At 52.8% G+C, this 23,473-nt stretch carries 28 protein-coding genes and 1 pseudogene; 21 read left to right on the forward strand and 8 right to left on the reverse strand.

From position 1 onward, the window contains the following. Positions 1 to 33: 33 nt before the first annotated feature. The 4 genes from A7C91_RS09780 to A7C91_RS09795 all read left to right on the forward strand — a co-directional run bounded on the left by A7C91_RS09780 (position 34) and on the right by A7C91_RS09795 (position 4,439). Positions 34 to 1,809: a ribosome biogenesis/translation initiation ATPase RLI gene (locus A7C91_RS09780; RefSeq protein ID WP_068667056.1), complete on the forward strand. Its 1,776-nt coding sequence runs from the start codon at positions 34 to 36 to the stop codon at positions 1,807 to 1,809. Between the two features lie 255 nt (positions 1,810 to 2,064). After that, complete coding sequence (locus A7C91_RS09785) at positions 2,065 to 2,778, forward strand: DUF4405 domain-containing protein (protein WP_068667058.1); 714 nt, start codon at positions 2,065 to 2,067, stop codon at positions 2,776 to 2,778. Then, a complete protein-coding gene (locus A7C91_RS09790) occupies positions 2,778 to 3,002 on the forward strand; it encodes a hypothetical protein (RefSeq protein ID WP_068667060.1) in 225 nt (74 codons plus the stop codon). Before A7C91_RS09785 ends, A7C91_RS09790 begins: the two co-directional genes overlap by 1 nt. 243 nt (positions 3,003 to 3,245) lie before the next feature. Next, positions 3,246 to 4,439, forward strand: coding sequence for a cell wall-binding repeat-containing protein (locus A7C91_RS09795; protein ID WP_234394502.1), 1,194 nt, complete (start codon positions 3,246 to 3,248; stop codon positions 4,437 to 4,439). A gap of 57 nt (positions 4,440 to 4,496) precedes the next feature. Here A7C91_RS09795 and A7C91_RS09800 read toward each other — a convergent pair whose 3' ends face one another. Beyond that, entirely contained in the window at positions 4,497 to 5,540 is a 1,044-nt protein-coding gene (locus A7C91_RS09800; RefSeq protein WP_068667062.1) for an SLC13 family permease, read from the reverse strand. Between the two features lie 105 nt (positions 5,541 to 5,645). Between A7C91_RS09800 and A7C91_RS09805 the strand changes: the two genes are divergently transcribed. The 5 genes from A7C91_RS09805 to A7C91_RS09825 all read left to right on the forward strand — a co-directional run bounded on the left by A7C91_RS09805 (position 5,646) and on the right by A7C91_RS09825 (position 8,560). Continuing rightward, positions 5,646 to 6,476 carry a DUF2202 domain-containing protein gene (locus A7C91_RS09805; RefSeq protein WP_068667064.1) on the forward strand — a complete coding sequence of 277 codons (831 nt, stop codon included), beginning with the start codon at positions 5,646 to 5,648 and terminating at the stop codon, positions 6,474 to 6,476. 35 nt (positions 6,477 to 6,511) lie between these two features. Then, complete coding sequence (locus A7C91_RS09810; protein ID WP_068667067.1) at positions 6,512 to 6,814, forward strand: hypothetical protein; 303 nt, start codon at positions 6,512 to 6,514, stop codon at positions 6,812 to 6,814. Positions 6,815 to 7,069: 255 nt separating this feature from the next. Then, positions 7,070 to 7,366, forward strand: coding sequence for an ArsR/SmtB family transcription factor (locus A7C91_RS09815; protein ID WP_068667069.1), 297 nt, complete (start codon positions 7,070 to 7,072; stop codon positions 7,364 to 7,366). A gap of 2 nt (positions 7,367 to 7,368) precedes the next feature. Continuing rightward, on the forward strand, positions 7,369 to 7,566 hold the full coding sequence (locus A7C91_RS09820) for a hypothetical protein (protein WP_068667465.1): 198 nt from the start codon (positions 7,369 to 7,371) through the stop codon (positions 7,564 to 7,566). Between the two features lies 1 nt (position 7,567). Further along, positions 7,568 to 8,560: an AIR synthase family protein gene (locus A7C91_RS09825; protein WP_068667071.1), complete on the forward strand. Its 993-nt coding sequence runs from the start codon at positions 7,568 to 7,570 to the stop codon at positions 8,558 to 8,560. Here A7C91_RS09825 and A7C91_RS09830 read toward each other — a convergent pair. Beyond that, positions 8,557 to 9,429: a type I restriction enzyme HsdR N-terminal domain-containing protein gene (locus tag A7C91_RS09830; RefSeq protein ID WP_068667073.1), complete on the reverse strand. Its 873-nt coding sequence runs from the start codon at positions 9,427 to 9,429 to the stop codon at positions 8,557 to 8,559. The genes A7C91_RS09825 and A7C91_RS09830 overlap by 4 nt on opposite strands. A 1-nt stretch (position 9,430) precedes the next feature. After that, a complete protein-coding gene (locus A7C91_RS09835) occupies positions 9,431 to 10,177 on the reverse strand; it encodes a Rossmann-like domain-containing protein (protein ID WP_068667075.1) in 747 nt (248 codons plus the stop codon). A 68-nt stretch (positions 10,178 to 10,245) separates the two neighbouring features. Here A7C91_RS09835 and A7C91_RS09840 point away from each other — a divergent pair, with 68 nt between their 5' ends. The 3 genes from A7C91_RS09840 to A7C91_RS09850 are packed head-to-tail and all read left to right on the forward strand — an operon-like array spanning position 10,246 to position 13,008. Beyond that, entirely contained in the window at positions 10,246 to 11,037 is a 792-nt protein-coding gene (locus A7C91_RS09840) for a class II glutamine amidotransferase (protein ID WP_068667077.1), read from the forward strand. A gap of 45 nt (positions 11,038 to 11,082) precedes the next feature. Further along, on the forward strand, positions 11,083 to 11,490 hold the full coding sequence (locus A7C91_RS09845) for a CBS domain-containing protein (protein WP_068667079.1): 408 nt from the start codon (positions 11,083 to 11,085) through the stop codon (positions 11,488 to 11,490). Between the two features lie 6 nt (positions 11,491 to 11,496). After that, complete coding sequence (locus tag A7C91_RS09850; protein ID WP_068667081.1) at positions 11,497 to 13,008, forward strand: metallophosphoesterase family protein; 1,512 nt, start codon at positions 11,497 to 11,499, stop codon at positions 13,006 to 13,008. 183 nt (positions 13,009 to 13,191) lie between these two features. Here the strand turns inward: A7C91_RS09850 and A7C91_RS09855 are convergent, their stop codons facing one another. Further along, positions 13,192 to 14,091, reverse strand: a complete 900-nt coding sequence (locus A7C91_RS09855; RefSeq protein ID WP_068667083.1) for a 2-phosphoglycerate kinase — start codon at positions 14,089 to 14,091, stop codon at positions 13,192 to 13,194. Next, entirely contained in the window at positions 14,088 to 15,386 is a 1,299-nt protein-coding gene (locus A7C91_RS09860) for a 2,3-diphosphoglycerate synthetase (RefSeq protein WP_068667085.1), read from the reverse strand. Before A7C91_RS09860 ends, A7C91_RS09855 begins: the two co-directional genes overlap by 4 nt. 87 nt (positions 15,387 to 15,473) lie before the next feature. Between A7C91_RS09860 and A7C91_RS12405 the strand changes: the two genes are divergently transcribed. The 3 genes from A7C91_RS12405 to A7C91_RS12415 all read left to right on the forward strand — a co-directional run bounded on the left by A7C91_RS12405 (position 15,474) and on the right by A7C91_RS12415 (position 16,347). Then, the gene (locus A7C91_RS12405) at positions 15,474 to 15,737 is read left to right on the forward strand and encodes an MBL fold metallo-hydrolase (protein WP_324609483.1); all 264 of its coding nucleotides are present in this window, start codon (positions 15,474 to 15,476) and stop codon (positions 15,735 to 15,737) included. A gap of 158 nt (positions 15,738 to 15,895) precedes the next feature. Next, on the forward strand, positions 15,896 to 16,084 hold the full coding sequence (locus tag A7C91_RS12410; RefSeq protein ID WP_324609484.1) for an MBL fold metallo-hydrolase: 189 nt from the start codon (positions 15,896 to 15,898) through the stop codon (positions 16,082 to 16,084). After that, positions 16,081 to 16,347: a hypothetical protein gene (locus A7C91_RS12415; RefSeq protein ID WP_324609485.1), complete on the forward strand. Its 267-nt coding sequence runs from the start codon at positions 16,081 to 16,083 to the stop codon at positions 16,345 to 16,347. The genes A7C91_RS12410 and A7C91_RS12415 overlap by 4 nt, the downstream gene beginning before the upstream one ends. Here A7C91_RS12415 and cas4 read toward each other — a convergent pair whose 3' ends face one another. Further along, positions 16,348 to 16,977 carry a CRISPR-associated protein Cas4 gene (gene cas4 / locus A7C91_RS09870; RefSeq protein ID WP_068667087.1) on the reverse strand — a complete coding sequence of 210 codons (630 nt, stop codon included), beginning with the start codon at positions 16,975 to 16,977 and terminating at the stop codon, positions 16,348 to 16,350. A 177-nt stretch (positions 16,978 to 17,154) separates the two neighbouring features. Then, positions 17,155 to 17,490: a hypothetical protein gene (locus tag A7C91_RS09875; RefSeq protein ID WP_068667468.1), complete on the reverse strand. Its 336-nt coding sequence runs from the start codon at positions 17,488 to 17,490 to the stop codon at positions 17,155 to 17,157. 130 nt (positions 17,491 to 17,620) lie between these two features. Here A7C91_RS09875 and taw2 point away from each other — a divergent pair, with 130 nt between their 5' ends. After that, the gene (gene taw2, locus A7C91_RS09880; protein ID WP_068667089.1) at positions 17,621 to 18,463 is read left to right on the forward strand and encodes a tRNA(Phe) (4-demethylwyosine(37)-C(7)) aminocarboxypropyltransferase Taw2; all 843 of its coding nucleotides are present in this window, start codon (positions 17,621 to 17,623) and stop codon (positions 18,461 to 18,463) included. 52 nt (positions 18,464 to 18,515) lie between these two features. Here taw2 and A7C91_RS11305 read toward each other — a convergent pair whose 3' ends face one another. Beyond that, the gene (locus A7C91_RS11305) at positions 18,516 to 18,677 is read right to left on the reverse strand and encodes a hypothetical protein (RefSeq protein ID WP_199920038.1); all 162 of its coding nucleotides are present in this window, start codon (positions 18,675 to 18,677) and stop codon (positions 18,516 to 18,518) included. Between the two features lie 176 nt (positions 18,678 to 18,853). On the opposite strand from A7C91_RS11305, the gene for reads away from it, so the two are divergent. The 5 genes and pseudogenes from for (at position 18,854) to A7C91_RS12420 (ending at position 23,410) form a co-directional block, all read left to right on the forward strand. Then, positions 18,854 to 20,713 carry a tungsten-containing formaldehyde ferredoxin oxidoreductase gene (gene for, locus A7C91_RS09885; protein ID WP_068667469.1) on the forward strand — a complete coding sequence of 620 codons (1,860 nt, stop codon included), beginning with the start codon at positions 18,854 to 18,856 and terminating at the stop codon, positions 20,711 to 20,713. 62 nt (positions 20,714 to 20,775) lie between these two features. Beyond that, positions 20,776 to 21,006 (forward strand): MoaD/ThiS family protein, encoded by a 231-nt coding sequence (locus A7C91_RS09890; protein WP_068667091.1) that lies wholly within the window; start codon positions 20,776 to 20,778, stop codon positions 21,004 to 21,006. Between the two features lie 425 nt (positions 21,007 to 21,431). Continuing rightward, positions 21,432 to 21,659 (forward strand): PIN domain-containing protein, encoded by a 228-nt coding sequence (locus tag A7C91_RS09895; protein ID WP_199920039.1) that lies wholly within the window; start codon positions 21,432 to 21,434, stop codon positions 21,657 to 21,659. After that, entirely contained in the window at positions 21,659 to 22,024 is a 366-nt protein-coding gene (locus A7C91_RS09900; RefSeq protein WP_068667095.1) for a hypothetical protein, read from the forward strand. The genes A7C91_RS09895 and A7C91_RS09900 overlap by 1 nt, the downstream gene beginning before the upstream one ends. 121 nt (positions 22,025 to 22,145) lie before the next feature. After that, positions 22,146 to 23,410 (forward strand): annotated as a pseudogene (locus A7C91_RS12420) (HsdR family type I site-specific deoxyribonuclease). Positions 23,411 to 23,473: the final 63 nt, after the last annotated feature.

The raw sequence follows: 23,473 nt of genomic DNA on the forward strand, positions 1-23,473 counted from the left end.
AGGCCTTCTCAGTAGGGTAGGGCGGTGGTGGGAATGAGAATCGCGGTCATCGATTATGAGAAGTGCAACCCTGACAAGTGCGGGCACTTCCTGTGTGAGCGCGTCTGTCCAGTCAATCGAATGGGTGGCGAGGCTATAATCATCGACGAGGAGAACTACAGGCCCATAATTCAAGAGGCAAGCTGTACGGGCTGTGGAATCTGCGTTCACAAGTGCCCGTTCAACGCGATAACCATTGTGAACCTCCCGGAGGAGCTTGAAGAGGGCTGCGTGCACCGCTATGGCGTCAATGCATTCGTCCTCTATCGCCTGCCGGTCGTCAAGGAAGGTATGGTCGTCGGAATCCTTGGTCCAAACGGAACCGGTAAGACCACCGCGGTCAAGATACTCGCCGGCCAGCTCCTCCCAAACCTCTGCGGCGACAACGACAGCTGGGACAACGTTATTAGGGCCTTCCGCGGCAACGAGCTCCAGACCTACTTTGAGAGGCTGAAAAACAAAGAGATTAGACCTGTTGTCAAGCCCCAGTACGTCGATTTAATCCCCAAGGCAGTGAAGGGCAAGGTGAGGGACTTACTCAAGAGGGCAGACGAGATTGGAGCATTTGATGAAGTTGTTGATGAGCTCGAGCTCAGGAACGTCCTCGACAGGAACATAGATCAGCTAAGCGGTGGTGAGATTCAGAGGGTTGCAATAGCCGCGGCTCTGCTCAGGAATGCACACTTCTACTTCTTTGACGAACCCTCCAGCTACCTCGATATAAGGCAGCGTCTCAAGGTCGCGAGGATAATAAGGAAGCTTGCCGACTCAGGAAAGGCCGTCTTAACTGTCGAGCACGACCTGGCGGTTCTCGACTACCTGAGCGACATAGTCCACGTCGTCTACGGTAAGCCTGGCGCTTACGGTATCTTCTCCCAGCCGAAGGGAACGAGGAACGGCATCAACGAATTCCTCAGGGGCTATTTAAGAGACGAGAACGTTAGATTTAGGCCCTATGAGATACGCTTCACCAAGTCCAGCGATAGGCAGAGCCAGGCGAGCGAGATACTCGTTGAGTACCAGCGCCTCGTCAAGGACTACGGTGGGTTCAGACTGGAGGCCGAGCCGGGGACGCTCTACATGGGTGAAGTTGTTAGCATCGTCGGCCCGAACGGTATCGGTAAGACCACCTTCGTGAAAATGCTGGCCGGAGTGGAGAAGCCCACAGAGGGCGAGGTCGACTGGGAGCTCAAGGTCAGCTACAAGCCCCAGTACATCAAGGCAGACTATGAGGAAACGGTTTACGACCTTTTGAGCAAGATCGACGCCTCAAAGCTCCTCAGCAACTTCTACAAGACCGAGCTGTTAAACCCGCTGAGCATTCCAGACCTCTACGACAAGCAGGTGAACGAGCTGAGCGGTGGAGAGCTGCAGAGGGTCGCTATAACTGCGGCGCTCATACGTGATGCCGACCTCTATTTGCTCGACGAGCCCTCAGCCTACCTCGACGTCGAGCAACGCTTGGCCGTATCAAGGGCGATAAGGCACCTCATGGAGAAAGAAGGAAAGACTGCCCTCGTAGTAGAGCACGACGTCCTCATGATAGACTACATAAGCGACAGGATAATGGTCTTTGAGGGAGAGCCTGGCAAGTACGGTAAGGCTCTGCCGCCGACAGGAATGCGCGAGGGCATGAACCGCTTCCTGGCCAGTGTGGGAGTAACCTTCAGACGCGATCCGGATACTGGAAGGCCGAGGGCCAACAAGGAAGGAAGCGTCAAGGACAGGGAGCAGAAGGAGATGGGAGAGTACTACTACGTCTCTCTCTGATTCTGTGCTCTCTTCCTTTATTCTGCGGGGATTACTCTTTTTTTGGATATTAAAGTATTCAATACCTTTGGCCAACCAGTCTACCGAAACTTTTTTAAATGGAGCCATCATATGTAATTTTAAAGTTACATATGTGGTGATTCGTATGAAATTGATGTTGAAAACCAAAGGAATGACCCCTGACAGAGGTTTCCACATTGAAACTCCAACAATTCCTACTCTTGGAACCATAAAATGCAAGGGGAGATGCCGTTGATGAAGTGGAAAGCGGCCCCGGCCTGGCTTAGGGGAATAATAGACCTCGCGCTAACGGTTGTTTTTATAGTGGTCATCATTTCTGGAATAGCCCTGTATTTAGCACCCTCTGGAAGGATAGCAGATACATTGGGCTGGACTTTCCTAGGGCTTGACAAGGACACGTGGACCAACACCCACACGTATTTCGGCTTTGCCATGGTAGGTCTCGTGGCGGCTCACCTGATAATAGGGTTTAAGAGCATGATAACCATGCTCAGGATGGGCTTTAGGAAGACCAAGTGGAAGCCCATCGCTGCGCTGCTGCTCGTGTTCACCCTCCTAGCAGCGGGGTTCTACGCTTACGGCGCCTTAATCGTAGAGGAAGAGAACACGGAAGACACTGAGGGCACCCACGATTACTTGGACTATCTCCCGAACGAGACCATCAACACCACATACACCTACGTTGAAATCACCGGAACGATGCTCAAGAGCTATGCGCTACAACAGCTCGCGGATCTCTACGGCGTCCCTGCGGACGAGCTGGCCAAAGTCCTGAAGGAAGACTATGGCATCGAAGCAGAACCCGATGAACTCCTTGAGACCATCGAGCTCAAGAATGGCCTAGATAGGGAGGTCTTCAAGGAAGAGCTCGCCGCGGCGATTGAGAAGCTTCTGGGTTTAAACAGCCCAGTTGAGGGAAACGAAACAGCTGAAGGAGGTGAAGGCTGATGGGCCCTTACATTCCCCGATATTTTTACTCCGAGACTCCCGGTTACGTTGAGTACGTGAACATAGCCCTGTGGCTCGTTCTCTTGGCAGTGGTCCTGTTCTCAATGTACTCCCTGCACAAGAACCTCGCAGCCATAACGGAAGAGCTCAGGGGAATAAACCAGGTCGCGGCGGATCTTCGGGGACAGACCGCCGAGGTGGAGAAGATACTCGAAGAGGTGTGAGCCCGACAATGCCTATGGGCTTGTATCATTAACCCAGAGATGTGCTGGCACTTTTTTCTTTTCTCTTCGCTGATGAGGGCCGTTGAACATAGATAAACGTTGGCTAACATTTTTTAACGATAAAGGACAAAATAGTCACGACGACCGCCCCAGGCTAAATAAGCATGAATTTACACTGACGATTTCGTGAAAAAAGCTTAAATAAGGCCTTTTTCATAGTAGCAGTCGAGGTGATGTACCGTGATGTGGAAAAAAGTCATCGCGTTGCTCTTCGGTATGATGCTAATAACGACCACGTTGGCGTTCGGAAGAGTCTCCGCAGGGGAAACTTCAGCAACTGTCATCCTCGTCAGCGACAACGAGGCAGATTGTGCACTGGCCGAGTACCTAGCCAATCTGACTGGTGCAGTTATTATAACCACTGCGTGGGGCGTTTATTACCCGAACGTTACCGCCGAGATAATGAGCTACGCTCCAGATGAGGTCATAATAATTGGCGGCCCCGATGCCGTTGTTGACCAGTACGTCGAGGACCTCGAGGGCCTGAACATCACAGTTGAGCGCTGGTGGGGCAGGAACAGGTACGAGACCAACCTGGCCGTTATCAACAACGCCACCGTGAAGCTCAAAATAAAGTTCGAAAACAGCGTCATCGTGGTTCCAGGCAACGACACTGCCGGAATCGAGGTCGCCCTCAGGAGGGCCTTGAAGGTTCACGGGATAATAATCTTCGTCAACAACAGTACCGACATAACTCAGGTTATGATGAAGATACAGCTCAGGCCCAAGAACATAACCATCATCAGGAGTCACGTTATGAAGGGCGTTGCGGAGAGGGTCAGGGAAAGGCTCAGTGAGGGGGCCTTTGATAACGAGACTCCATTCAACGTCACCGAGGTTGAGGTCAACGTAACCTGGGAGGTGGCACTCAAGGCCATCAACATGGGCGAGGAGAGGATAACCACTGCGGAGGAGCTCCTTGCCAACGTGACGCTCCCGGAGCAGAAGGAGTGGCTTGCCGAGAAGATGCTCAACCTTGCAAAGAAGGAGCTTGAGAGGGCAAAGGAGGCCTATGACGAAGGTAAGTACGGAAGGGCCTACGGACAGGCAACGGCGGCGAAGGCCCACGCTGAGTTTGTCATCAGGATAGCCTCAAAGGAGTGGAACATGAAGGTGAAGTTCGACCCGATGAGGAGGGCAGAGATAACACTCCACCGCCTAGAAGCCCAGATAAAAGTCCTAGAAAAGGCCGGGATCGATGTCTCAGAATTAGAGAATCTGGTTGAGCAGCTTAAGGCCTCCATTGAGAACAACGACGTGGAGACTGCCAGTGCCCTCCTGATGAAGCTGGAAAGCACCCTCAGGGAGCTCTATATGAGCGGCAAGCCACATATAAAAGGCCATAGAAAGCTCCCCGTTCATGGGGGAGCCCCATGACGTTTAATTTTGTTTTTGATCCGTTTTTACTTGCTGTCATCAGGTAGCCAGATTCTGCTATTCAATAACTAGATACAGGATGATCCCCAGCAGGAACAATGAAAAGCTGTAGAGATGGAACCGTATCAGATATGTCCTTTCTTTATTTCTGTGCGATGAGTATATGCGGTAGGAGATTAGGTTTGCAAGTGAAGCGATAAGCGTTCCGAATCCACCGACATTCACTCCCCAGAGAAGGGCTTTCCAATCGGACGTAAAGTCAGCAATGAGCAGTGCTGAGGGGACGTTGCTCATTATCTGACTGAGGAATGCAGCAGTGAAGAATGTTTGGTGAGGGAACTCCAGCTCAAATCTCAGAAGGTGGGAGACGTTGTCCGTGAAGCCGAAGAACGCCAGAAAAGTGCCGAGAAGGAAGTAATCTACCCTGAGGCGCCTCCTATCGAAAAGGAGGGCGTAGCCCAAAACTATAACGCCGACCCACAGGGGGACGATCTTCAAGACTGCAGCTATGAACAGGAGAAACATCCCCACGTATATCCATCCCTCCCGAGACGGCTTCCCAGAGAACTCAACCTCCGGATTGGCTCTCACCCTAAGACTCATGAAGAGTATAACAAGAGACATCACCAAGACGAAGGGAAGTATAGTGTGGACGAAATCGGCGGGTGAAACGTTGTAGTGATAGTAGATAAAGAGGTTCTGGGGATTGCCAAAGGGCGTCAAAGCTGAGACGGCGTTAGCCATTAGCGTCTCCAAAATAACAACTAGGGCGGCGTCTTCGAAGTCTATGACAAGAGTGAGGGGAACCATCGTTATTAGAGCGGCATCATTGGTGACAAAAATCGAGAGAATCCCAGTTATTGCAACGAGCTTAACCGCTCCCAAGTTCCCCTGAAAGTTGGCCGCCAAGAACCTGAGGACGTTCTCGCGCTGTAGGCCGTTGACAATGACTAGGAACACGAAGAGTGTGAAGACAACCTGGAAGTCATCGGTGGAGTAATGGGGGATTCTCTGTGTCACAAGGGAAATCAAGACTAGGCCAGAGACCGAGAGAGAAAACAACCACTCCTCAATGAGTATTTTCTTCAGCTTGAGCTGCATGATGTATGTGCCCAAGGCTGCCTTTTTAATTGTATCTATACCGAAAACTTTATAAAGTCTTCGATATATGTAATATTAAACTTACACATGGAGGTGGCTAATAACATGAGAAATATGAAGTTGTTTGGAGTTGGGCTCCTCGCCCTGCTGGTTGGAATGACCTTTGGAATGGCTGCAGCAATGCAGAGCTGGACCGGTCCAAGGATGCCGGTCCAGGAGACCGCGCCCCTCGTGGACAGCACACTCACCACTTACTACGCTGACCTGAGCCAAGAGGAAATAGACGGCCTACTCTGGATGAGAGAAGAGGAGAAGCTCGCCAGGGACGTCTACCTCACGTTCTATGAGATGTATGGACTGCCAATATTCTACAACATAGCCCAGAGCGAGCAGACGCATACTGACACCGTGCTTGTCCTGATAGAGAAGTACAACCTTACCGACCCGGCCACCGACGAAATAGGCGTCTTCACGAATCCAGAACTTCAGGCCCTCTACGACCAGCTCGTCGAGATGGGCAGCCAAGGCCTCGTCGACGCCCTCAAGGTCGGGGCATTGATAGAGGAGACTGACATAGCTGACCTGGAGGAGTGGACTGAGAAGACCGACAACGCGGACATAATCCAGGTCTACGAGAGCCTCAAGGCAGGTAGCAAGAACCACCTCAGGGGCTTCGTGAGCGTGCTCGCGAACTACGGGGTAACATACGAGCCGCAGGTGATCAGCGAGAACTACTACCAGGAGGTCATCAGCTCGGCAAACAGCCACGGCTTCGGCAACCCGATGGGCGACATTGTCAGGGGCCCCGGAATATGGGACAGCGCCGCACAGGAGCCGACTCAAGAGACTGGAATAATTGACAGCATCATCAACACCTTCAGGAACACTTGGAACTGGATGAGGGGCTTTGTCCACAGGATAGGCTTCGCCATCTGAAGCTTTCTTTTTTATAATCGAATGGAGGTTTAGATATGGAGGCCAAGGTTTGGCACTTCGTTGAGTTCGGGGAGTTCCCGGTTGAGGAGATAGATGTGGAGGAAGTTAAGGACGACGCTCTAAAGCTGCTCAGGCGCGTGAGGGTCGATATGTACGAGACCTCAAGGGGAACCGTGATGAAACTGCTCGATGAGTACGGAAACTACATCGGAAAGGTCGTAGGTGAGTGCCCCATTGAAAAGCTCACCATTGGAAGCGCCTACCAGACCCCGTTTGGGGTCAAAGTAACGCTCGACTGCGGCGAAACAATCGTTGGATGGCTATATCTAGAGGGATGAAAATGCCGAGAGGATTTGGAGGATCAATAATGAGGGGTCCAATGTTTGGAAGGAGGAGGTGGGGCTTCGGCTGGATGTGGTGAGGTTTTGGAATATTTTTCATATTTACGCGCTTAGCGTTCCTGTTCCTGCCTCTCCTCCTGCTGGGGGCGTTGCTTTACACCCTCCTGAAGCGCTGATTTCGAAAGCTTTTTATTTTTCGTTCCAACTTATGTAATGACTTCCTGTCCTATGGAAGGCCAAGCGTGATGAAAAATGGTCGAGAGCATCCAAGAGCTGGCAGTGATCGCGGAAGCTCTGAGTTCTCCAATCAGGGTGAAGATACTCAAGATGCTCTGCGAGAAGGAGTGGTACGTCTACGAGCTCGCAAAGACCCTGGGCATTTCTCGCCAGCTGCTTTACCTCCATCTGAAAAAGTTGGAAAAGGCGAACCTCGTCGAGAGCGAGCTCCGCCTGGAGCCGAACGACCCAAGGGCAAAGAAGTATTACAAAGCAAAACCCTTCAAGCTCATAATCGATAACGAGATTGTGAAAAACCTGAAGGAGGTGTGATGATGCCGTACAGCTCGACTCCGAGCGGATGGATATCTATAACCCTCGGGCTGATCCTGATAGCGATAATGGTCTTCGCCTTTTACCAGATGAACAAGACGCTGGGTGAGCTGAAGCTCGAGCTGGCAAACCTGCGGAACACTCTAGAGGAGACCAAGAGACACACCGAGGAAGTCAAGAAGAAGCTCGAGGAAGTCTGAAATGCTGCCGCCAGGCAAAATTCCCCCAGAGAAGCTCAGGGAGATAGTGTTCAACCGCCTGGGAGCCCCAGGCGAGAGGGTTATAATTAAATCAGACCTCGGGGTAGATGCCACTGCAATCGATTTCGGTTCTTCCGTTTTGGTTGCCTCCACTGACCCGATAACCGGGACCGAGGAGAGAATAGGCTTCTATGCGGTTCACATCAACGCGAACGACGTTGCGACCTTCGGCGCCAAGCCCAAGTGGTTTTTAGTTTCTATCCTCCTCCCCGAAAATGCCGACGAGGCCTTACTCGCCAAGATTATGGACGAGCTCCACGAGAGTGCCAAAAAGCTTGGCGTGGCGATAGTCGGCGGCCACACGGAGGTCACCCCAGGCCTCCACAGGCCAATAGTGGTCGGCACCATGCTGGGAGAGGTTTCGGAGGAGAAGCTCGTAACCTCAAACGGTGCCAAACCGGGCGATGCCATAATCCTCACCAAGTGGGCCGGTTTAGAGGGCACCTCCATCATAGCGAACGAGCGTGAGGAGGAACTGGTAAAGGTCTTCGGGAGGGAGTTTGTCGAGAGGGCCAAGTCCTTCATCTCGATGATAAGCGTCGTTGAGGACGCCCTCACGGCCAACGAGGCCGGCGTTGATGCAATGCACGACCCCACCGAGGGCGGAATAACCAACGGCCTCCACGAGATGGCAGACTCTGCTAAGCTTGGCCTTAAGGTTTACGCAGAGAAGATCCCGATAAGGGAAGAAACTCTGAAAATCTGTGAGTTTTACGGCCTCAATCCGCTCGCCCTCATCAGCTCAGGTGCGCTTATAATAGCTGCCCCTAAAGAAAATGCCGATGATATAATCTCCGCCCTCGAGGGAAAGGGCATAAACGCCTCGGTAATCGGGGAGTTCCTGGAAGACAAAGACTCAAAGGTAATAGTTGAGAACGGAAGGGAAAGGCCCCTTGAGAGGCCGGAGAGCGACGAGCTCTGGAAGATCGTCTAAAGCTCCACGGAAATCCTTAGCCTTTCTTCCTCCTCGAGCTTCTTCAGAATTTCAAGGGCGGTTCTGGGGCTTATCGTCATCGCCCTTATGTGTTCGTAGGCTTTCCTGATTTCTTCCTTCTGAGGACCATGGGAGTTTTTTTCCATGTAGAGCAGGACCGCGAGCAGGACGCCTTTAATGCTCCTCTCAGGTAGTGGGAGGAGCTTCCAGCCGTTGTCATAAACGTAAGCTGCCTTGGGCGCCTCCGTCCCGGTAAGATCCTCGACGGGAACGAGGTTCGTACCGCCCTTGGAAGTTAGATACTCGATGAGCATCTCTTCCGAATAGCCCTCTTTCCTCAATCCTGCAAAGCTCAGCTCGAGGGCTTTAAGAAGCGATGTCAGCCTTTCAATGTCCCAGATACGGGACTTCGACAGAAGAGAGAGCTTGAGAACAAGCTTGTTCAGGGACTCCTCCTCGATGTTGGTGATAAGAAGAATCCTATCGCTCAGCCTCGAGCCTTCCTCAAAGGCCTTTAGGGCTATCCAAACTGCCCCGTTCGTCAGTATACCGTACCTCACGCCCGAGTTGAAGCAGTAGCGGCCGAGCTGTCTGAGCGGTTTATCATTCTTGAGGATGTTCACACCGAGGTTCTTGGCCTCAACGTAGGCGAAGACGTTACCGTCGAGGATGAGGGCATAATCGGCCCTTCCGTCCTCTGTCCTCTCCTCCGGTCTAACTTCCTCGGGGTTGTTCCAGTCCCAGCCAAGGGCCTGAAATATCTCCCCTATTAGATGCTGCTTTACAGCCTCTTCGTTCTTCTCGTAGAGAGATCTGTGAGCGCGCACCTTCCTAGCAACACTGATAATGGCTTTTCTAAGCTCTTCCATATCATCCACCGACCCCAATGATGTACTTCCTGCTACCCGCCTCAAAACCCCTGAAGGAGCCGAGCTTGAGCTTCACCAAGGCCGTATCGATGTCCACAACTTTCATGGTGGCTAGATGAGTAACTCCACTTCCCCTGAGGAACTCTGGCAGGAGCTGGGCAGTCGGTCCTGTGAGGATGAAAAACTTAGCCCGCTTTGCCCTGTCGAGCATCATCTCAAGGGTCCCGTTCAGGATGGCTGAACCGCTCGCTATCACAGCGTCGACCTCTGGCAGAAGCCAGTACTCGAGGGCATCGCTGAGAGTGTTCCTGTCCCAGAGCTTCGGATTCCGCTCGAAGACGTAAACGTCAAAACCCCTCTCGCGGATAGTCCTCACCACGGGAGGCATGTTACCGATGATGGCGACCTTTTCAAAGCTGTCATCCAGAAGCTCAACCACGTCCAAGTTCGGTGCATTTGAGACGTCGATGTAGTATTGAGAAACCGCGTTTATCGCCGCCAGGGCAAGCGTTCGCTCGATGACGTTGAGACTGTCCGCCCTTTCGATGAAAACCTCCAGAGAAGGCTCCTCAATCGAAGTCCTGTAGGTGCCCACTTCCTCGGGGAGGGTCATGGCCACACCGAGGGCCCTTCCACGCTCTCCCTCTATGAGGACGTAAGTGTATGGCAGGGCGAAGGAGAAGTCGATAATCCTAAAGTCTTCCTCCACCAGCTTAAGAGCTTTCCTCTTTATCTCCCTCAGCAGCATGGAAACATCTACACTTTGAGACCTAAAAGCTTTTGGGGTTCTGGAGGGAACTCAGTGTGGTGAGAAGAATGTGCCGCATACTGTTTGCAGCTGGAGACGGGAAGAAAATCAAACCCCTCGTCGATGCGATAGTCAAAGCCTCGGAGAATGACCCGTATAAGGAGCGTAGGGGAAGTGGAAGACAGCACAGGGACGGTTGGGGCTACGTCCTGGTGAGAGACGGAAGCGTGAGGCACTACAGGAGCATGAAGCCAATATTTGAGGACTCTTCTGCCGTCGCGTCCGTAAAGGATGCCCTCGAGGGCTTCTCCGTTCTGATGGTTCACACGAGGGCGGCCAGCCAGGGGGCCAAGAACCTCTTCAACGTCCAGCCCTTCGCTTTCTCAACGAGACGTGGCTTCAGCTTCTGGTTGCTTCACAACGGAGACCTCAACAAGGAGAAGATAATCGAGCTCGCCGAGCTGGACGAGAAAGACCTAAGGAACGCCTCCGACAGCTACACCTTTGCCGTGTATCTCTGCAGGAGGCTCCCGAGTCCCAAACTGGAGGATGTTCTCATCCACTACCGCGTAATCGAGGAGACCACCAAGAGTGTCTTCAACACGATGACGCTGTTCCAGAACTCCAAGGGAGAGTTTACTGCATTTATAACGGCTAAGATGGTCGAGAGACTCCTCCAAAAACCCGAGAGGTTCGACTACTCCAAGCTCCTCCTTCTGAGGGAGGAGAACCTATTTGCCGTGGCTTCCTCAACGCTGGAGCTCTATCACGAAGCCGGATACGAGGTCATCCCCAACGAGACAGCCTTTTACCTGCGGATTTCTTATGAGGATGTCAGCGTTGAGACCGTTCATCTGTGATAAGGTTATATAGAAAGTCCTCCCACTTTTCTTTTGGGTGATGATATGGAGGGGAAGGCTCCGATTAAGGTCTACATGACGAGAAAGCTCATTGGCGTCGCGCCCGACGATACGGTGAAGCGGGCCTGTGAAGTGATGGTCGAGTTCGACATCGGCTCCCTTGTGGTAGTGGAGGAGGGACGGGTCGTCGGCTTCTTCACCAAGAGCGATATAATAAGACGCGTTGTGATTCCCGGCCTTCCGAACACGACACCGGCGAAAGATATAATGAGCAGCGAGCTCATAGCCGTGGACGAAAACACCCCGCTCAGGGAAGTTCTCGATCTGATGGCCAAAAAGGGAATAAAGCACATGCTCATCGAGGAGAAAGGCAAAATAGTGGGCATCTTCAGCCTAAGCGACCTTCTCACCGCAAGCAGAAGAAAGCTCGAAACTGCCATAGCCGCGGAGTGATGGGCGATGATTCGAATAGCTCACATAAGCGACACCCACATAACAAGCGAGTCAGCGTACAAGGGCTACGCCTACGACCTCATAGTGAGCGAAATCAACAGAGGAAACTTCGACTTCGTGATCCACACGGGCGACGTCACCAATCAAGGACTGCGCGAGGAGTATGAACGGGCAGCATATGAACTGAAGAAGATTCAGAAACCTCTGGTCGTCATCCCCGGAAACCACGACGTTAGAAACGTCGGTTATGAGCTCTTCCAGAAGTTCATTGGGCCTCTGAACGGCGTTTTTGAGTTCGAGAATGGTGTCGTTATCTGGGTCGATTCGACGATTCCAGATTTGAGCGACGGCAGGGTCGGCGGCTATAAGTTCAAGTGGCTGAAAGCAAAGCTGGAGGAGTACTCCAAAAGGGAGTTCAAAATCATTGCTGCCCACCACCACATCGTCCCTCTGCCCGACACAGGGCGTGAGAGGAACGTGCTCTTCAACGCCGGCGACGTCCTCGATTTAATGCTCAGGCACGAAGTCAGCCTCTACACGTGCGGTCACAAGCACGTACCCAACGTTTACAGGGTTGAGGACATGGTAGTGGACAACGCGGGCTGCACCTCCTGCAGGAAGACGCGCAAGGGTGACGTGAACAGCTACAACATCATAACTCTTCACGATGACGGAAGGATAGAGGTTACTATAAAGCGCGTTACCGGAGAGAGGGCAAAGAAAGAGCGCGAACCTGTAAGGCCAAAGATTTTCGTCCCCAAGGAGAAAAGGCTTTTCAGGATAGTCCAGCTCAGTGAGAGCAACGTCTCGGACAGGGTTTACTTCAGGAGAAAAGTGCTCGAAAACGCCATAAGAACGATAAACGAGCGCATAAAGCCAGACCTGGTGATCCACTGCGGCGATATCGTGGATATGGGAATAGAGAGGTACTACGAAAAGGCCTACGAGTTCTACGAGAAAATAAAAGCCCAGAAGCTCGTCGTTCCCGGCCACAATGACATAACATATCTCGGCTACGACCTCTTCAGAGAGTACTTCGGCGACCCAAATATCCTCGAAATCGGGAGATTCACCTTTATTCCGGTGATAAGCGCCCAGTACGAGACACCGATTGGGGTTGTGGGGAGGATAGGACAGAGAATTATAGCCAAACACCTTGAGGAGTACCGCGAGACGTTCACGGTGGTGGTTATGCACCACAACATCGTGCCCATTCCGCGGAGCAGAGAGAGGGGCTTCCTAGAGGATGCCGGAGACGTGCTGAGGATGCTGACAAGAGAAAAGGCCAACCTCGTTCTGACTGGCCACGGTGGCAACTCCTTCGGTATAAAGGTGGAGAACACGCCCATAGTCAACGCCAGCTCGGTAAGCTGGGAGCTCCACAGGAACCCCTACGGGAACACCTTCAACCTCATAGATATATACCGCGACCTGATGGTGGTCTTCGAGGTACAGGCAACGTGGGGTTCAGGCAGACTGCTGGGGATGTGGAAAATAAAAGAGCCCTTTAACCCCTGATAACTCCGTCAAGTCTTACCCGCCAGTGCGGGACGGGAATCCTCCAGACAGGCCCTTTAAAAGCAAAAACCTTTCAAGACTGTCTCCTCGGGGCTGGTTCCCAAAATTGGTGGCGGGGGCAAGTAGATCCCCCGCAAACCGATGAAGCACCCTGGAGGGAGTTATGACGTCCGGGGAACTCCTTCAGGGTGAAGGGGAGGTCAGCTTCTCCCCAATTCTCTCCATAAGCCTCTCCATTATGTCCTCCATGATGGTGTTAATCGTGTTCTCAAGCTCGACGTTGTTGAGGACCGGCACACCGTGCTCCCTGGCACGTTCAATGAGAAAATCCTGAATCTCAAGGATCGCCTCAATGTGCTTGAGGTAGTAGTCCACTGGTCTTTTGCTGTAGCGGGCCCTCTCGTAGAACCTGGCCTCAAGGTCTTTTCGGCCATCCACGGTTATCACGTACATGAAACTGTTCTCCCTTAGCTCTATGTATCCGGGAACTAGGTGTATGCCCTCGATTATCGCGTTGAAGCCCTCCTTGTAAGCCCTCTCAAGGACGGCGTTGACGCCAACAGAGACGTGCTGAACCTGGTTCTCAAAGCCCCGTATGAGAGGCGAATTCTCCTTCCTGCCCGCACCTATTACCTTCCACGCGAGGAAGGATGAGGTGTGAAGGTCGGGGAGGAGCTCGGGGGCTATTATCTTCCTCATGACTTCTCGTATTGTATCCGTGCCTATGACGCTCCTGATCCCAAGGCGAAAGGCTAACTCCGTCGCTATGGTTGATTTCCCCACGCCTGTGGCGCCGCCGAGCAGTATGGTTATCGGCACCTTGAGACGTCTGAGCTGACGCCAGAGGAGGTAGCGCTTTGCTGCCTCCTTCAGACCATGGTCAAGGAGCTTCTGATAGGTCAGCTCGTGGATATCCTCAGTGGTTATGAGCTTGCGCTTCCGCTCCTTCAGTTCTTTCTGAACCTCCGTAGCTATGATGTACGCTATTCCCACGTCAACCCCTGCGAGGGTTATTGAGCGCGTGAGGATTCCCCGTGAGAACGGAAGGCGTATCTTCCTTTCTGGGTCGGTAACGATTATCATGCTCTCCCCTCCAGCAAGGAACGGCCAAGGGTTAATACGGCACTCCTCAGGTCTTTGCCGTCGATATTGACCGGCTCGTTGTCAAGATAGATGACCTCTATTCCCCTCTCCAGTGCCCACCTCGTAACCACGTCAACCGCAGCGGCTTTGAGCTCGACGGCAACGGCGTCTATTCCCTCAAAGCCCCCCAAATCCCTCCAGAGGAGTGGCCTCTTCGAGAGGTTGCCCGAGTTGTATAGCACTTCAGCGCCAAGCATTTCAAGGTACTCCTTCGCCTTTGGAAGGGCCTCACCGGAGGTCATCACGAGGCCGAGCCTCTTCCCGGAGACCTCACCGAGGGGTCTCGGACGGAAGGCCGTCAAGTGAAGATCCGCGTCAGGGTTGGTATCGTGGATGACGTTTTCCAAAGCTTTCATCTTTTCTTCACCCACGGAGTCTGCTCTCGTAACCACGACGATATCCGCCATTGCCAATCTGAAGGGCCCAAAGTAGCCCCGTATGAAGTCCAGCTTCTGATCGGCACTGACCACAACAACGTACCGGTCGGCTTTATAAGCTGGAAACGTCGCCCCGCTGCCCTCTAGGATTATCAAGTCGTTGGGCAGGCTCTCGGCAAGCTTCACCCCCGCGTCCACAACATCGAAGAAGGGAAAGCCCGCCATGCCGCCGCCGCAGCGCCTGCAGCCTATTGTTGTAACGCGCGACGTCAGCGCATCCTCAAAGTGATCTGATGCCGCATGCTTGCCGTTCTCGGCCAGCTTAAGCAGGAACTCTGGGGTTATCTCGAACCTTTCTCCCTCTATCAGCTCAGGCTCCTCTGGACCGCCGCGCCCCATGGTGACGATGACAGGTCTGGCTATCGTCTTAAGGATTCTCGCCACGAAGCCGCTCACGGCCGTCTTCCCCACCCTCTTCCCTGTGCCAATAATAGCTATACTCGGCTTTCCAAGCCTTTTCATGGGGCTTGGCTTGAAGTAGAAGTCCGCACCGCGGTATGCCACGCCGTAGAGCATGCAGATGGATGCTATCTTAAAGCGGTCCTCATAGTTGAGGACGGGCTCATCACTCAGATCAACGACCTCTTCAACTTCGTTTTCCTCCAGCGCCCGCCTGATGGCATTAAGATAGTTGGGTGAATGATAAACCTTAACCCCCACTTTCCTCTCGACCTCTTCGATACTACCAATCTTTTCGCTTCCCCCGAGGAAGACGGCGCAGCAGACGTTACCAAGCTTTTTAATCGCCCATGCAGTGACACCTGGATAGTGCTCACCGTCGATTAGAGCGAGCCTCATATAACCACCCGCCCTTATTTATCCCCAGGACATTATAACCTTTCGATGGATTTTTAATCGTGAGCTTTTAACAAGGGTGATGGTACTATGGCATTGGGACGGTTGGGTGATTCTGCCCACCTGTATCCCGGAAGCCCCGCAACGCTCATCGGGGTTTTTGATGAAGGCTGTGTTCTTGTCGACCCCGACCAGGGGAGCGGCAGGCATAAAGACCTGAAGAGGGAAGTTAGAAAGCTCGGACTGGATATCAAATCACAGCTCGTCACCCACGGCCATGCCGACCACGTTTCAGTTGCCCCGAAGATAAACGCTCCGCTCTTCATCCACCGTTTCGAGTTCTCCATTGCCTAGAGTCCCCTCAACAGGAAATTGCTTACCTTCAGCTCGAAAGCTCCCAGGGGCTTTCTGACCTACCAGTTTCCAGAGGAAGTCAAAGTTCACGCCGTTTTGAGTGGGGTGACGAGCCATTCGGCCTCAAGGCGATAAGGCTCAACGGACATTCGCCCAGAATGACGGGTTTTCTTGACGAGGAGAACAGGATAATCTACGCTGGCGATTCATTCTTTGGCAAGAGGTTGATAATGGCCGTAGGCGTTCCCTACTTCGTTGAGCCAGAATTATTTAAAGCTTCAATTATTGAATTACAGAATTATGCAGAAGATGATTACACCCTCGTTCCCCCCATGGGGAGGTTGTGAGCGGCGAGGAAGCTCTTAAGCTCCTTGATTTCAACATGAAACGCGTCGAAGGGCTGGAGGCGTTAATTCCCAGGCTCCTCAGAACGCCGATGAGTCTCGACGAGCTGGCTTTTAAGATAATGGGGCACTACGGTGTCAAAGTTACTCCACAAAAACTCGCCCTTAACCTCGTCCCCCTAAGGGCAATTATAGCGGAGCTCTACAACGAGGGAAAAATAGAGGCCGTCGCGGATAATGGACTGAAGTGGAGAACCGCTCCATAATCATTCTTCATCCGGATGGCACAGATACCTGTAGGGGCAGAACCTGCAGGCGTAGTCATTCCAGCCTTTGGGAGGCTTTCCTTTCTCGTAGTGCATCTTGACGTTGTAGAAGTGCCTGAGTGTCTCTCTGAAGAGCTTACCGTCGTAGGGCACCTCGAAGGCCTTGAAGTTGGGCCCCTTGACGATCGGGAAGCGGGAGAAGTCTATCCTGCTGATGACCTTCATCGGCTCGTTGTGAAGCTTTATGTAGTAGAGGTAGCCGTACTCAGCTTCGGCCCAGCGGAGGTAGATGTTGAGCTGGGCCAAATGGTAGTCGTAGGGAACCCTCGGGAGGCTCGTCTTGCCCTTTATCTCGATGGGAAAGTCCCTTATGGCATCAACCCTGCCGTGGATCTCAAAGCCCAGTCTAGTGGAGCGCAGAATCATGTGCTTCTCAAGCTCAAAGCCAAAGCGCTTTGCCAGAATCTCGCCGAGGACGTTGTGGGTATTTACCCCCTGGTTCAACCTCACCCTGACGAACTCGGGCCACCTCTCGGGGTAGCCCTTGAGCCTGAAGTATATTCTCCTCGGGCAGGTCAGGGCCTCGCTTGCGTAAAACTCAAGCAGTCCGTCGTTTTCCTCGTTGCCCATCTCCTTCCCTCCAGATGAGGGGGTGGGTCATCGGTCCGCGAGCCTCACCACCCCAGCGTCAGCTAATACCGACGTCATCACCAATCAGACTGGGCAAGGGTCGTCATCCGCTTAGAGAATTAAGACTAACTGTGCCTTTAAATATTTGGGGGGCATAAGTGGGGATAAAAGCAAGAGTCAAAGAAGGGTGCCCCTCTTCCTCTTGAGCGAGTAACTTAGACCATAAGCCGGCCAGAGGCTCGGGGGCTGCTCGTAGTGGTGCAGGTTGCGGAGTATCTTCTCCGCGGCCTTCCGGTTCTTTGCCTTAACGCGGAGAACGCCGCGGTCGAGCTCGACGGTTCCGCTGGAGAGCCTCAGTGTAAGCTTTGATCCGCTGACCTCGGGCCTAGCCTTCATCAAAAGCCGCCTGTAGTCCTCGTAGACCTCTTCACTCAATTTCTGCTCAAGAAGGGCGGGTTTATTCCGTGGTTTAAATAGCTTCAATAACCAACTACTCGGGGGTTCTTCATCCATAGGGGCCATCGACCTCCAAGGGACTTCTCGCTTTTTTATTCGCCTTCCATGTTTTTAAGGCTTTCTCATCGCTTTTTGCCGAAATGCTGAGAGGGAATCCTTTTTAAGGTTTACACACTGAGTAAGTCCGATGCCGTGGAAAACCCAACTAATCAAGCCGAGGATCAGGGCGATACTTTCAAAAGAGCTCCCCGCGGAGTTAGTGGATAAGCTCCCAAAGCACTGGACGCAGATAGGCGACGTGCTAATCCTTCCGCTCAGGGAGGAGCTTGAGCCATACAAACACAGGATAGCCGAAGTCTATGCGGAGGTTCTCGGCGTCAAGGCCGTGCTTAGGAAAGGGCGCATATGTGGCGAATTTAGGGAGACAAACTATGAGCTCCTCTACGGGAACGACACTGTCACAATACACCGCGAGAACGGGATACTCTACAAGCTCGACGTGGCAAAGGTCATGTTCTCGCCAGCGAACGTCAAAGAGCGTGTTAGGATGGCCAAAATAGCAAAACCAGATGAGCTTGTCGTTGATATGTTTGCGGGAGTCGGCCACCTCAGCCTGCCAATGGCAGTTCACGGAGGGGCGAGGGTTATAGCCATAGAAAAGAGCCCTTACACCTTCCGCTTTCTGGTGGAGAACATCGAGCTTAATAAAGTGCAGGACAGGATGACGGCTTACAACATTGACAACCGCGACTTTCTAGGGGAGAACATCGCCGACAGGATTCTCATGGGATACGTGGTGAAGACTCACGAGTTCATCCCTAAAGCGCTGAGCATAGCGAAGGACGAGGCGATAATCCACTACCACAACACCGTTCCCGAGAGGCTGATGCCGAGGGAACCCCTTGAGACCTTCCAGAAAACGGCCAGGGAATACGGCTACGAGGTGGAGAAGCTCAACGAGCTCGTTATAAAGCGCTACGCTCCAGGGGTGTGGCACGTGGTTCTGGATTTAAGTGTCTTCAAGCGGTAGTATAATCGCGGTTATAATAATCGCTATCATACAACGTCAGCAGTTGTCTTCATCAGGCCCTTTCAAACCTCTTCCACAACGGCTCCCAGTCATCGCAGACGAAATTCATGTGGACTGTTTTCATGCACTTCCTGCATATCCCCTGTGTCGGGAAATACGAGTCTACCGCACCGAACCAGTGGCAGTTCTTGCAGGCTTTAAGACCTTCATCCATCGGGTTCACCCATGAAAATTCATGCGCTCCGAATAAACCTTTGGCTATTTGTGTTCGTCTTGGGTCATTGTAGTTAACAAATGGACTTAACGTAAAGGGTTCGGTGAAATGTTTCCTTTTGCGAAGCCCTTATATCCTTCAAACCGAAAATCTCTCGAGGTGATTCTGATATGTCAATGAAAGGATGGTGGGGAAGGATCCTCCGGGTCGACTTGACCAACAACAAAGTCTGGGTGCAGGAGTATTCTCCCGATGTGGCTCAGCAGTTTATCGGGGGTAGAGGTCTCGCAATCAAGATCCTCTGGGATGAAGTCAAAGGTGCCGACCCGCTTGGGCCGGAGAACAAGCTCGTTTTTGCTGCGGGTCCGTTCAACGGTTTACCAACTCCGAGCGGCGGTAAGCTCGTCGTCGCCGCCAAGAGCCCGCTCACCGGCGGTTACGGTGATGGTAACCTCGGCACCATGGCGACTGTCCACCTGAGAAAGGCCGGTTATGATGCCATCGTCGTTGAGGGCAAGGCCAAGAAGCCGGTTTACCTCTACATAGAGAACGACAACGTTAGCATACTCAGCGCTGAGGGCCTCTGGGGTCTCGACACCTTCAAGACAGAGGAGGAGCTCAAGAAGATACACGGCAAGAACGTCGGAATCCTTAGCATCGGTCCGGGTGGAGAAAACCTTGTCCGCTACGCCGTCGTCATGTCACAGGAGGGCAGGGCCGCTGGAAGGCCCGGTATGGGTGCCGTAATGGGAAGCAAAAAGCTCAAGGCCGTCGTCATAAAGGGAACGAAGGAGATACCAGTCGCTGACAAGAAAAAGCTCCAGGAGCTCTCAAAGGAGGCCTACAAGGCAATCCAGAGCTCGCCGGCTTACCCCTTCTGGAAGAGGCAGGGAACCATGGCCGCTGTCGAGTGGACCAACGAAAACAGCGCCCTGCCGACGAGGAACTTCAGCGACGGTTCCTTCGAGTTTGCACGCTCGATCGATGGATACACCATGGAGGGCATGAAGGTCAAGCAGCGCGGTTGTCCGTACTGTAACATGCCCTGTGGAAACGTCGTCCTCGATGCCGAAGCCCAGGAGAGCGAGCTTGACTACGAGAACGTTGCCCTGCTCGGCTCAAACCTCGGCCTTGGCAAGCTCAATGAGGTTTCGGTCCTCAACAGGCTCGCCGACATGTACGGCCTCGACACCATTTCACTCGGTGTATCGATATCATTCGTGATGGAGGCTGTAGAGAGGGGACTCCTTAAGGAAGGTCCGACCTTTGGGGACTTCAAGGGCGCCAAGCAGCTCATTGAGGACATCGCCTTTAGGAGGGGAGAGCTCGGCAACTTCGCCGCCGAAGGCGTCATGAGGATGAGCCAGAAGCTCGGCGATGACAGCTTCGCCATGCACGTAAAGGGCCTTGAGACGAGCGGTTACAACTGCTTCATCTATCCGGCCATGGCGCTCGCCTTCGGTACCAGCTCAATCGGTGCTCACCATAAGGAGGCATGGGTCATCGCCTGGGAGATTGGCACCGCTCCAATCGAGGGTGAGCAGGCCAAGAAGGTCGAGTACAAAATCACCTACAACCCGGAGAAGGCCGCTAAGGTTATCGAGCTCCAGCGCCTCAGGGGAGGCCTCTTTGAGATGCTCACCGCATGTAGGCTTCCATGGGTCGAGGTCGGCCTGAGCCTCGACTACTATCCGAAGCTCCTCGAGGCCATTACCGGCGTAAAATACACCTGGGACGACCTCTACAGGGCAGCCGACAGGGTCTACGCACTCATCAGGGCCTTTTGGGTCAGAGAGTTCAACGGCAAGTGGGACAGAAAGATGGACTACCCGCCGAAGAGGTGGTTCATCGAGGGCCTCAAGAGCGGCTCGTACAAGGGCATGCACCTCGATGAGAAGCAGTACGACAAGCTTCTCAGCGAGTACTACAGGCTCAGGGGATGGGACGAGCGCGGAATCCCGAAGGAGGAGACCCTCAAGGAGCTCGGCCTCGAGGAGGTTATCCCAGAGCTCGAGAAGGTTACAAAGCTCGAGTGATTTTCCCTTTTTCTTCTCCAACAAACCTTAGCCCGCGGAGTCAAGTTTGTACGGTGGTAAAAATGGTCAGGATTAGGCTAATGGGAGCTTTCGCCCACCTTGCGAAGGCGAGGGATCTCAATGTGAAGATAGAGGACAAGAAAACTGTGGATGAGATTCTGAGGGAGGTAATTCCGAGGTACGACGAGTTCAAGGAGAAGATCATCTTCATCAACGGCCAGCCCGCGAGGGGCGACGCCGAGGTTACCGACGGCGATGAGATTAAGGTGATGCCGATTTTGAGCGGAGGCTGAAGGAGGACCGTTCTTTTCTTTGCTTTGGAGTTAAGTACAACAACCCGTGAGGGTATCCTCTCGTTGGTGTGAATCATGGAGAGGAAGCTCACTGAGTTCTAAATGATTCACCCAGGAAGGATAACGGTTTAACCCGTGAGGAGCTTGCGAAGTTTGATGAGAGGATTGAAGGGTATTTGAGGGAGCTGGGGTATTGAGGGAAGGGTTATTAAAGCTCCTCGTCTAAATTAATTGGGTGGGGAAATGGTCACAAAGAGGAGAACAAAGAAAAAGTACAAGCGCATTCACAATCCACTCACGGGAAAGTACTATCTCGCCGAGGTTCAGCCCGACGGGCGGTATAAAATAGTGGGACTCTGACATCCTCCCAAGAGAGGGGGCAGGAAGAAAAAAGGGTCAATTTGGGATCTTCTGGGCCAAGGGCTATGGTCAGGGTGTTCGTTGATACGAACACGATAGTCCACGGGGCAATGTTGAGGAAGGGTATCGAGGGGCATGGCAGAGCACTCGTTAGGAAATACCGCAAGCTTGAGCAATCCTACCGTCTTGTTGATAGGGCAATTAACGGAGAGTTTAAGGCTAAATTCTACACCTCAAACCTCGCAATGGCGGAGATGGCGAGGACTTTTGCCGATTTTTTAATCGCTTCCTGATGGGTGAACTTTTCAGCGAAAACAACCTGATAAGTTTTGCACTGCTCGTTGAAGGCTATTCCCTGACAAAAAACGAATTCCCCCATAAGGCTCTCAACGCCAAGGGACACACCCTCTTTAAGTTCTCATACTCCGGTCTTACTGGCAGCGAAAAGGTGAGGTTCATATATAGCCTGAGGGGGAGAAAGGGAGGTAAGGGGATACTCAAAAAGCTCAATGCCGTTGAGCTTGCCGCAGGAGTAGTTTTGGTGCCGGTGCATGCGACGTTTGAATTCAGGGCGTTTTTGACGAGATGGAGGATTGAATACGAGTACGCCCCGCCCATAATGGGCGAGTTCTTCAGGGAGGTGCCGTCCCTTGCATGAAACCCCCGAATACCTCCAATGTTAGGAGCTTACCATCGAGCGGCTGTAATCGAAGGGCCGGACTTACAGGAGGGGCATCGAGGTCCTCGAAGACGAAAACGAGCCCCTCTCAATCCCAAGGATGAAGCGTGCGATAGTAAGGACGAGCGGAGTTAGCGAGACGGAAGCGGAGGAGGCAATCAACATCCTCAAGGCCGCTCATTTTGGTGTTAATGGGTCGAGAAAGGTGCTCGACTACCTCAAGAACGGCGTTCCTGTGAAGGATGAGGAAACCGCTCAACCACAGGGGCTGATGCTCATTGACTACGAAAACCTCGGAAACAACGAGTTCATCATTGCTAACCAAGTCGGCTATCCGTTCAAGACCAAGATACCCGATGTAATCCTCTACGTCAACGGTATCCCTCTGGTCATCATCGAGTGCAAAAAGTTGGACGTGAGCTGGAAAAAGGCCTACGAGCAGATTAAGGACTACGAGAGGGAGATACCCGAGCTCTTCAAGTACGTGCAGGTAGGGATCGCCGTCGGAGATAAACCCGTCTACGTCCCCATAGTGCCGTGGCTTGACAATGTTCCGGTCTACAAATGGAAGGGCGAGAGATTTGATGAGCTGGATAATCTGGTTGGGCTTTTAAAACCTGAGACTCTCCTTGACATCTTCCGCTACTTCACCTTCTACCGTGAGAGCGGTGGAGCTTTTACAAAGGTTCTACCAAGGTACATGCAGTACCGGGCGGTTAGAGAGGTAGTGAGCATCGCTCTGGCCTACGCGAGGGGCGAGACGGAAAGAAACAGGGGCTTGATATGGCACTGGCAGGGAAGCGGAAAAACCTTGACCATTATATTCTCCGCCTATAAACTCAAGCGCCTGCTGGTAACCCCACAATTTTCTTCGTCGTTGACAGGAAGGAACTTGAGAGACAGCTGAGCGATGAGCTTAAAGCCGTGGGCCTGAGCTTTGAAGTCATGGATTCAATCGAGAAGCTCAAGGAAGTCCTAACCCACGCCGATGGAACGAGGGGGATATTCATCACACTCATCCACAAGTTCCGCGCCGAGGACCTCAATGACGTGCTGGAAGGCCTCAATAGGGAAAGCCGGAGAAGAAAGACGATAATGAACCGCAGGGACGTCGTGGTTCTCATAGACGAAGGCCACAGAACCCAGTACGGCGAGCTTGCTTCGACTATGCGCTCGATACTTAAGAGCGCGTCCTTCTTTGCCTTTACCGGTACTCCGATAGCAAAGAAAGGGCACGACACCTACGCTACCTTCGGCTATAAGGACAGGCCCTACCTCGACAGGTACTTCACAACGCAGTCCATAGGGGACGGCTTTACTGTGAAGATAACCTACCAGGCGAGGCTTGAGGGGATGTTCACCTAAAGAGGGAGCTCCTTGAGGCGTTTCTCTCATCGAAGCTGGAGTAAATCCCAGAGGAGTACCGCA

Origin of the sequence: Thermococcus piezophilus (assembly GCF_001647085.1) — an archaeon.
Lineage (GTDB): Archaea > Methanobacteriota_B > Thermococci > Thermococcales > Thermococcaceae > Thermococcus > Thermococcus piezophilus.